Genomic DNA, 2,911 nt, shown 5'->3' with positions numbered 1-2,911 from the left:
CAGACGGCGGCGGGCGCCAACCTCACCTTCTTGCGCGACCGCGTGCTCTACCACCAGGACGAACTGCTGGCCGAGGCGCATTTGCCCGATGTCTACAAGATCCTCGACCGCATCGCCGAGCGCGTGCCGGCCGGCAGCCGGGGCCTGATCTACACCCCCTGGCTGCACGGCGAGCGCAGCCCGGTGGACGACCAGCACGTGCGGGCCGCGTTGTTCAACCTGTCGCTCGAACATTCGCGCGAAGACATCATCCGCGCCTTCTTCGAAGGGGTGGCGCTCAACACGCGCTGGATGTTCGAGCCGCTGCGGCGCTTTCTCGGCCAGCCCGTCGAATCGCTCACCCTGATCGGCGGTGGGGCGTCGTCGAACGTGTGGTGCCAGATCTTCGCCGACGTGCTCAATGTGCACGTGCACCAGCTCGACGAGCCACTGCAAGCGAATGCGCTGGGCGCGGCCTACATCGCCGGGGTCGGGCTGGGCGAGTTGGCGTTTGCCGACGTGCCGCGCCGCACGCGCTTGCGCGCCAGCTACGAGCCGCAGTCCGCCAACCGGGCGGTGCTCGACGACCGGTTTGCCGCTTTCCAAGAAATCTACCGCCGCAACCGCAGCCTGTATCGGCAGCTCAACGACAAGGGTGCCTCATGAGTCGCTATCAACAAGGCAAGGAGCGGGTGGTGCAAGCCTGCCTGCAACTGGCTGATCGGGGCTACCTCGCCGGCACCGGGGGCAACCTCGCGCTGCGCGTGGCGGACGACGCCTTTGCGGTCACGCCGTCGGCCTGCGACTACTACACGATGCGGCCCGACGACATCTGCATCCTGCGGCTGGACACGCTGGCCGTGATCGAGGGCGCGCTCAAGCCGTCCGTCGAGAGCGGCATCCATGCGCGCACCTTGCGGGCCCGCCCCGACTGCGCCGCCAGCGTCCACACCCACCAGCCGCTGGCCAGCGCCGTGGCCTTGCTGGGCGTGGCCTTGCCGGTGACCGACGCCGGCGCGCGCGCCGCGCTGGGGCCGGTCGTGCCGCTGGTGCCGTATGGCCCGTCGGGCACGGGGCTGCTGGCCGCTGCCTACGGGCGACGCTTGCGCGCCGATGCCAATGCCTACCTGCTGCGCAACCACGGCCTGGTGTGCTGTGGCGCCACGCTCGAAGCGGCCATCGGCAACGTCGAGTGGGTCGAGCGCGAAGCGGCGCACTTTCTGAGGCAGCACATCGGGCTGGCGCACGTGGGCACCGAAGCCGTGCGGCGCCATGCGCTCGACGTGCTCGGCCGCGTGCTCGCCGACCCCGTTGCACAGCCCTCTGGCGGCTCGGTCGCCACCGCCTGAATCCTGACCATTTCTTATTGATTGATCGATCACCATGCCTGCAAGCCCCACTCTTTCCGCCGTGCCGCCTACGGGCTGGGAATACGGCATCAGCCGCTACCCCGATACCGCCGACGTCTACGCCCGCCTCAACGCGCTGGTCAAGCAGCCCATGCGGCAGATCAAGCGCGACAACATGAGCGCCGTGCTGCGTCAGCTCGACGAGCGCTGCGCCAAATCGAAGCAGCTCTTCGAGCGCGCGCAAACCGTGATCCCGGGCGGCGTGCAGCACAACCTGGCGTTCAACTACCCGTTCGCCTTGGCCATGGACAAGGCCGAGGGCGCCCACCTGTGGGACGTGGACGGCAACCAGTACATCGACTTCCTGCAAGCCGGCGGCCCCACGCTGCTGGGCTCGAACTACCGGCCCGTGCTCGACAAGGTCGTCGAGCTGCTCAAGCACTGCGGCCCCACCACCGGCCTGCTGCACGAATACGAGGTGAAGCTGGCCGAGCTGATCCGCCACTACATGCCGGCCTGCGAGATGTTCCGCATGCTGGGATCGGGCACCGAGGCGGTGATGGGTGCGATCCGCCTGGCGCGCACGCACACCGGCAAGAAGTGGGTCATCAAGATCGGCGGCGCGTATCACGGCTGGAGCGACCAGATGGTCTACGGCATGCGCCTGCCCGGCACCGGCCGCATGGAAGCGCACGGCATTCCGTCGGGCTCCACGGCCTGCGTGCAAGAGAGCTTCCCGAACGACCTCGGCGCGTTGCGCCGCAAGCTGCTGCTCAACCGCCTGCGCGGCGGCACGGCGGCGGTGCTGGTCGAGCCGCTCGGGCCCGAGAGCGGCACGCGGCCGGCCGAGCGCGAGTTCAACGCCGGCGTGCGCAAGCTGTGCGACGAGTTCGGCGCGCTGCTGATCTTCGACGAGGTGGTGACCGGCTTCCGCGTGGGCATGGGCGGCGCGCAGGGCTATTTCAATGTCAAGCCCGACCTCACCGTGCTGGGCAAGTGCCTCACCGGTGGCTACCCCATGGCGGGCGGCATCGGCGGCCGCAAGGACGTGATGATGAGCCTGGCCGGCGGCATCGGCGCCACCAGCAAGCGCGCCTTCGTGGGCGGCACGCTCTCGGCCAACCCGCTGTCGTGCGCGGCGGGCTACTTCGCCATTCAGGAAATGGCCCGCACCAACGCGGCCGCCGTGGCCGGGCGCGCGGGCGACCGCTTGTGCCAGGGGCTGAGCGAAATCATCAAGCGCCTGGGGCTGCCCTACGTGGCCTACAACCAGGGCTCCATCGTGCACCTGCAAACGTCTGGTGTGCTGCTGCTGAGCACGCGCAACCTCATCCAACTGATGAAGGAAGCCAAGCCCCGCAAGCACATGATGGAAGAGATGGGCGCGGCCTACGCGGCGCACGGCCTCGTCACGCTGGCGGGCTCGCGGCTCTACACCAGCATGGCCGACACCGACGAGGTGATCGACGAGGCGCTCAACCGCTTCGAGACCGTTCTGAAGCTGGTGTGACGCCATGAGCAGCACCGTGGTCGATTCATCTGCGCCGCATTCGCCGAACTGGACCGAGCTGACCTCGACGGCT

Annotated in this window: 3 protein-coding genes; all 3 read left to right on the top strand. The window is 68.6% G+C overall.

Annotated features, from left to right (window positions below; translation table 11 throughout):
- A partial coding sequence (locus tag ACE3SS_RS15290) for an FGGY-family carbohydrate kinase (protein WP_374595429.1) occupies positions 1-645 on the top strand: 645 nt, incomplete at its 5' end.
- The gene (locus ACE3SS_RS15285) at positions 642-1,328 is read left to right on the top strand and encodes a class II aldolase/adducin family protein (protein ID WP_374595427.1); all 687 of its coding nucleotides are present in this window, start codon (positions 642-644) and stop codon (positions 1,326-1,328) included. The genes ACE3SS_RS15290 and ACE3SS_RS15285, both read left to right, overlap by 4 nt.
- Before the next feature lie 34 nt (positions 1,329-1,362).
- Complete coding sequence (locus ACE3SS_RS15280; protein ID WP_374595425.1) at positions 1,363-2,838, top strand: aspartate aminotransferase family protein; 1,476 nt, start codon at positions 1,363-1,365, stop codon at positions 2,836-2,838.
- Positions 2,839-2,911 lie beyond the last annotated feature (73 nt).

The organism is Aquabacterium sp. (assembly GCF_041915145.1).
Lineage (GTDB): Bacteria > Pseudomonadota > Gammaproteobacteria > Burkholderiales > Burkholderiaceae_C > Aquabacterium.
This window is presented reverse-complemented; position numbering and strand designations above follow the sequence as displayed.